Source organism: Acinetobacter sp. BSP-28 (genome assembly GCF_044130285.1).
GTDB lineage: Bacteria > Pseudomonadota > Gammaproteobacteria > Pseudomonadales > Moraxellaceae > Acinetobacter.
The window spans coordinates 21,700-28,591 of sequence record NZ_JBIQOB010000034.1; the positions used below are offsets into that span (position 1 = coordinate 21,700).

General features: G+C 43.0%; 6 protein-coding genes. All 6 read left to right on the top strand.

What is annotated here, in order from left to right; genetic code table 11:
* Window positions 1-108 precede the first annotated feature (108 nt).
* The 6 genes from ACE01R_RS16670 (at window position 109) to ACE01R_RS16695 (ending at window position 6,861) form a co-directional block, all read left to right on the top strand.
* Window positions 109-1,521, top strand: coding sequence for a C13 family peptidase (locus tag ACE01R_RS16670; protein ID WP_395552625.1), 1,413 nt, complete (start codon window positions 109-111; stop codon window positions 1,519-1,521).
* A gap of 11 nt (window positions 1,522-1,532) precedes the next feature.
* The gene (gene fghA, locus ACE01R_RS16675; protein ID WP_395552632.1) at window positions 1,533-2,369 is read left to right on the top strand and encodes an S-formylglutathione hydrolase; all 837 of its coding nucleotides are present in this window, start codon (window positions 1,533-1,535) and stop codon (window positions 2,367-2,369) included.
* Window positions 2,370-2,532: 163 nt separating this feature from the next.
* Window positions 2,533-3,219, top strand: a complete 687-nt coding sequence (gene rpe / locus ACE01R_RS16680; protein ID WP_395552626.1) for a ribulose-phosphate 3-epimerase — start codon at window positions 2,533-2,535, stop codon at window positions 3,217-3,219.
* Between the two features lie 394 nt (window positions 3,220-3,613).
* Window positions 3,614-4,069: a hypothetical protein gene (locus ACE01R_RS16685; RefSeq protein ID WP_395552627.1), complete on the top strand. Its 456-nt coding sequence runs from the start codon at window positions 3,614-3,616 to the stop codon at window positions 4,067-4,069.
* A 46-nt stretch (window positions 4,070-4,115) separates the two neighbouring features.
* On the top strand, window positions 4,116-6,029 hold the full coding sequence (locus ACE01R_RS16690) for a copper resistance system multicopper oxidase (protein WP_395552628.1): 1,914 nt from the start codon (window positions 4,116-4,118) through the stop codon (window positions 6,027-6,029).
* Window positions 6,016-6,861, top strand: a complete 846-nt coding sequence (locus ACE01R_RS16695; protein ID WP_395552629.1) for a copper resistance protein B — start codon at window positions 6,016-6,018, stop codon at window positions 6,859-6,861. Before ACE01R_RS16690 ends, ACE01R_RS16695 begins: the two co-directional genes overlap by 14 nt.
* Window positions 6,862-6,892 lie beyond the last annotated feature (31 nt).

Sequence of the window (6,892 nt, forward strand, 5' to 3'; positions counted from 1 at the left end):
AATAATGTGCATTAATTTGTTATATAGTCCCAAAGCAGCATTGATAAAAATTCCATCAAGCATAAACTTGGATTGTAAATCCGCGAGCGACAGCCACCCTGAAATCCTATGATCGACTTTAAACCCTCCATCAATTTTTGGCATGATTTTAAGAGCAACCAAACTGCCGGGATGTGGCTTTTTTTAGGTTCGCGCCGATCTTTACAAATTGTTCGACCGTCCATTCTGCAACTGATTTTTTGGGGAATTTTAGGTGGCAGTGCCAATAGTTTATTCAGTTGGTTAAGTTCCGGGGAAGTGGGAGAGTTTAACCCTCAAGGCTTGATCAGTTATGCTTTATGGCCTTTTATTGCGCTCATTGTCGGTATTTTTCTTTCACAGCGGATTAATAATCCACGTCTGATGCTGGTACCGGCCTTGTTGTGGCTGGTACTGGATACCCATATCGCTTTATTACAAAGCTTGATCCAGTATCTGGGCTATATAGATGTATTGCCTTACATGTTCTATGACTATTTGCCGACCATCTTTATGGTGCTGTTTGTCTGGCAAAGTCTGGCTGTAGTGTGGGTATTTTCCCGTGAACTGAAATGGCCATGGTGGGAGCGGGCACTGATTGTGGCTGCGACACTTTTCACCCTTGTGGTCTGGCAAATGTCGGTGAAAAGCCAGCCGATCTGGAAAGTTGAAGAAACGCCGCCTACATTTGCTGAAGATGCTTTTTATGCGCAAAGCCGGATCTTGAACAAGTCGCTGGAATCTATTCAATATGGTGAGTTTGCCCAGTCGCACTGGTACTTTTTGGGCATTGCTGGTGCGGGCTATCAAGATGTATTCATGTCGGAAGTAGAACGGATTAAAGAACAATTTGATACCCGCTTCGGTACTTTTGGCCGTTCGATGGCGTTGATCAATAATCCTGAAACCCGAACTCAAATGCCGATCGCTTCACGTACCAGTATAGAAATGGCATTACGCCGTATCGGGCAGCAAATGAACAAGGAAAGTGATGTATTATTTTTATACATGACTTCGCATGGCTTGCCGAATCAGTTTGAAATGGAAAATGCGCCGATCGATTTGAATGATGTCGATCCTAAATGGCTCAAAGAGACTCTGGATAAATCCGGTATTCGCTGGCGGGTCATCGTAATTTCGGCGTGTTATTCGGGGAGTTTTGTTCCGGCTTTACAAGATGATAATACCTTGATTATTACCGCATCTGCGGCTGATCGGGCATCGTTTGGCTGTTCAAATGAAGCCGATTACACCTATTTTGGACGAGCCTTTTTTGATCAGGCCATGCGTGAGCAGATGACTATAGAAGCTGCTTTTGAGCAGACCAAAAAAACAGTGGCACAATGGGAAACAGCACAAGGATTTGAAGCTTCTGAACCGCAATGGTCCATTGGTAAAAATATGGAATTTATGTTGCCGCAATTAGAACAGCGCCTGTTTCCAGCAAGCCTGAAAACAGAAATCAAAACAGAAACTCCACAATTAAGTGTAGCAGCACCATAAGGAAAATAATGATGGAATTAATCCAACATAATCGATGCTTTGATGGGGAACAACGAATTTATGCTTTTAATTCCAAGAGTTTAAAGGGACAGGCAAAATTCGGAATTTTCTTGCCCCATCAGGCTTTAACCGGGCAGCCTTGTCCAGCCCTGTTTTATTTGGCTGGTCTGACCTGTACTGAAGAAACCTTCGCCATTAAAGCCCATGCACAACGTTTGGCAGCACAACTGGGTTTAATCCTGATTAGTCCGGATACCTCACCACGAGGTGAGCAGGTAGCAGCAGGGGATTCCTGGGATATCGGTCAGGGTGCCGGATTTTATATCAATGCGACCCAAGCGCCGTGGGCTGAGCATTATCAAATGGAAAGCTTTATAGCCGATGAACTTTATGAGCTGGTGAAGCAAAACTTTCCCCTGCAAGCGGATGCTATAGGCATCTTCGGGCATTCCATGGGTGGACATGGTGCGCTGACACTGGCCTTTAAATATCCAGGAAAATTTAAATCGGTATCTGCTTTTGCTCCGATTTGCGCGCCGAGCCAGTGTCCATGGGGTGAGAAAGCTTTTTCAAATTATTTAGGTGTAGATCAGGCCGAATGGAAAAAGCATGATGCAACCGCTCTGGTTCAGTCCAAAGGTGCCTTGTTTCAAGAGATTTTGATTGATCAGGGGGCTAAAGATCAATTCTATAGCCAGCTGAATCCGACCTTATTTAAACAGGCTTGTGCCGAAGCAGGTCAGTCACTGACTTTGCGCGAACATGCCGGTTATGACCATGGTTATTATTTTATTCAGACCTTTATGGATGACCATCTTCAATTCCATGCAGTGCAACTGGACGTATAACATCGGATTAAACATCAGATTTATTCAAAAGGTAGGGAGCAGCAACAGCTCCTTATTTTTTTGATGACATCAATGCTTGAATAAGCAGGATTGAATCACAGCAGCCAGATGCAATTTGTTATAATGTGAAAAATCAATTCAAATGCATAGCCAGGTTTTCTCCATGTCCAAGCCATATTTAATTGCACCTTCCATTTTATCTGCTGACTTTGCCCGTTTAGGTGAAGAGGTTGAAAATGTACTTGCTGCAGGGGCAGATGTTGTACATTTTGACGTCATGGATAACCATTACGTACCAAACCTGACTTTTGGTGCAGGTGTGTGCAAGGCATTAAAAAAATATGGCATTCAGGCACCGATTGATGTGCATCTGATGGTTTCACCGGTAGACCGCATGATTGGTGATTTTCTGGAAGCAGGTGCAGACATTATCACTTTCCATCCAGAAGCCACTCATCATATTGACCGTTCTTTACAGTTAATCAAATCTGGCGGTGCCAAAGCAGGCCTAGTGTTTAATCCGGCCACTCCATTGCATTATCTGGACTATGTGCTGGACAAAGTCGATCAAGTTTTGTTGATGAGTGTCAACCCGGGCTTTGGCGGTCAAAAATTTATTCCAATGACTTTGGATAAACTTCGTCAGGCACGCAAAATCATTGATGCTTCAGGCCGTGACATCCGTTTAGAGGTGGATGGCGGGGTGACACCAGCCAATATTCGCGAAATTGCAGAAGCGGGTGCCGATATGTTTGTTGCCGGTTCAGCTATCTTTGGCAAGCCGGATTATAAAGCTGTAATTGATGAAATGCGTTCAGAACTGGCAAAAGTAGGTTCAGTTAATCTCTAATAATCTACAATTAATTATTGCTAAGTTGTGGATAACTTTATGGATAACCATATGGATATCTGTGTAGATAACTGTATGGATAACTTGATTAGTTTATAAACAATTGTAGATCAATAGTTTAATAATTAGACATTAAATGTATAAAAAGGACTCAAATGAGTCCTTTTTTAGCTTGTTAAGATATTAAAAAATATGATGGTTTATTCATCGATGCTTAAAAATAAGACTGTTTAAAAAATAACTTTATTGTTTAAGTTGGCATTATCCAACAGGACTTGGCAATGTTTAGCATAAATTTAAAAATTGTGTATAACTTTGATCTTGGTTATGCTGTTAGACTGAAATCAAAAGAACATGATTTATCTTCTATTGTGGATTGGCTAAGGATAATGCTGTGCTAACTTCATTACGCAAACAGGCTTGGTTTGTGTTCCTGATGGTTTTTGCCATCGGGTGGAGTAATGCTGTCTTGGCATTGGAACAGCCGATGCATCAGCAAATGATGAGTGAATTGACAATTCAGCATGAAGATAAAATGCCCATGACGACCATGTCGGGTTGCCATGATGCAGTCAATACTCAACCGCAGATGCAGCATCATCCTGTCGAACAACTAAAAGTGCAACATGATCAGGATTGTCATCAGAGCATGACCGATCAAAAACAGCATTTCAATTGTAATGATTGCCTACAGTTGCATTGTCAGAGCTTAAGTATCTGGTTAGATTCTCAAGCACACCATTTAGTGCATCTGCACGCCATTCAAGAACATCCACAGCGTAATTTTGCTTATTCCGCCCAGCATTTAAGCGGTTTCTGGCAGCAGATCTTACGTCCCCCTAAAGCTTGACCTTGATTTAAAAAAACTTTTTTATTTTTAAATTATAGGTTAAGTCATGTCTATACAATTAAGTCAAAGCCTCGTGATCGGGGTCTGTTTAGTATCATCATCGTGGGCGTTTGCCGCGGTCAAAGAATATCATCTCAACATTGATGAACAGAACGTAAATATCACCGGAAAGCCCTTAAAACGAATTACCGTGAATGGTCAATTTCCAGCACCCCTTCTAGAATTTGAAGAAGGCGATGATGCTGTAATTCATGTGCATAACAATCTGAAAAACAAGGATAGCTCCATTCACTGGCATGGTTTATTGCTGCCAGGACTGATGGATGGTGTGCCAGGTTTTAACCAGTTTAAAGGGATTAAACCGCAAGCTGATTTTGTCTATCGTTTCAAGGTGCGGCAAAATGGTACTTACTGGTATCACGCGCATTCCAAAGGACAGGAACAGGACGGTTTATATGGTGCCTTGGTGATTTATCCCAAAGGGAAAAAACCGCTCGCAGCACATGAACAGGCTAATCGTGATTATGTGGTGATGCTGTCCGATTTTCATCAATCCAGCAGTGATCAAATCCAGAAAAACCTGAAAAAGTCGGCTGAATACTATCAAAATAAACGTGAAACTGTGGCCGACGTATTGAAGCAAGTCAAACGTGACGGGCTAAAAAGTACCTGGCAAGATCGTTCCATGTGGAATCAGATGCGCATGCTGAAAACCGATTTGTCCGATGTCACCGGTTATACCTTCCTGATCAATGGCAAAACCCCGGAACAGAACTGGACGGGCATGTTTAAACCGAATGAAAAAGTCCGTTTACGTTTTATCAATGCTTCAGCCATGAGTTTTTATGATGTCCGTATTCCTGACTTGAAAATGACTGTGGTCAGTGCTGATGGCCAGCCGGTTCAGCCGGTTCCAGTAGATGAATTTCGCATAGGAACCGCTGAGACCTATGATGTGATGGTTGAACCCAAGGCCAATCATTATCAAATTGAAGCTGAATCGATTGACCGGAGCGGGTTTGCGATTGGTTCATTGCACAATGAAAATTCTCCAGTGACACATGCGATTCACATGCCTAAGCCGCGTCCACGTGCCTTACTGACCATGGAAGATATGGGACATGCTTCGGCATCGGGTGATCATAAGAACATGAATCATGCCCAGATGGATGATCATCAAAGTAGTAAAAATCAAAACGACACCAGCTCAATGCAGCATCAAATGATTGATCATTCATCGATGAAACATGGTATGGTTGGAACAAATCATCAAGCCATGGATCATATACGGATGAATCATGCTGCCGTGCAGGAGCATTCGCAACATGAGACTCAACAGCCAACAAAACCTGAGTCTGAGCAACAACATGAGCAAAGCCATGTGTCGCATCGTACAGAACAACCAACCTCAGCTGACAAGGCTCAAGTAGTTTATGGCTGGGCCAATGCGTCAACGCCAGCAGGGCATAAAGCACTGCAATATAGCGATTTGAAATCACTCACTCCACAGCCCGATACCCGTCCGGCAGAGAGAGAGCTAGAAGTGCGTTTGGGCGGCAACATGGAGCGCTATATCTGGACCATTAATGGCAAGAAATTTACCGAAGTTGAACCGCTGGAGGTGAAATATGGTGAACGTATCCGGCTGAAATTTATCAATGACAGCATGATGGCGCACCCGATGCATCTGCATGGCATGTTTATGCAGCTGGAAAATGGGCAAAGTAGTGCTAATATGCCGAATAAACACACCTTGATTGTGCCGCCGGGTAAAACGGTAACAGCATTACTGACAGCGGACGAATTGGGTGAATGGGCGATTCATTGCCATCTGCTGTATCACATGTCATCAGGCATGATGAGCAAACTGGTGGTAGCCAATGTGGATGCCAATAAAACAGTAACGACACCTGCAACTTTAGCTCAAGTTCAGCAAGGAGGTTCACATGCGCATCATTAATTTCTTTGCAATGAGTACATTGAGTGCCTCATTACTGTTGTTATCTGGACAAAGTTTTGCACATGAGAGTCATCATGCCATGTCGACAGCAGCTCAAACACCTGTTGAAGCCAAAGCAGTGTCATCTGTAGTGTATGAAAATGCCAACTCAAATGATGCTGCCTCTGAAGAGCATATTAAAGAACATGGTGGACAGATTTATCAGCAGACCACGGTTGAAAGTCGATGGTTGCGCAATAACGATGGTGATGGGGTTCTAAAGTCAGAACTTGAAACTAGCATTGGGACAGATGAAAACAAGATTTTTATCAAAGTCCATGCCGATGATGCTGAATCACAACAAGCCGAGTATGATGCCAAAGTGTTGTACAGCCGCAATGTTGCCGATTTTTGGGATGTCCAGGCTGGTCTACGTTATCGAAATGACCAAAATCGTGAAGTCGATCAGAATCAAGTCGATGCCGTGATTGGTGTGCATGGAGTGGCGCCGTATTTTTTTGAAACCAATGCCTATTTATATGTCGGGCAGGACCAGCAAACCTCTTTGAGTCTGGAAACCGAACGCGATGTGCTGCTGACGCAAAAATTGATTGTTAAACCTTATCTGGACTTGAATGTGGTGTTGAGTGATGACTCCAGTTATGCTCAAAAAACTGGTTTAAGTACGGCACAATTGGGACTGGAAACCCGTTATGAAATCAATAAAAAGGTGATGCCTTTTATTGATGTAGCCTATGGATATCAGCAAGGTAATGAACAGACGGATTGGCAAACAGAATCAGCTTCTGACTATGAATGGCTATATGGTGCCGGAATACGTTTTCAATTTTAATCACATCAGTTGATTAAAAAAACGACTGGTA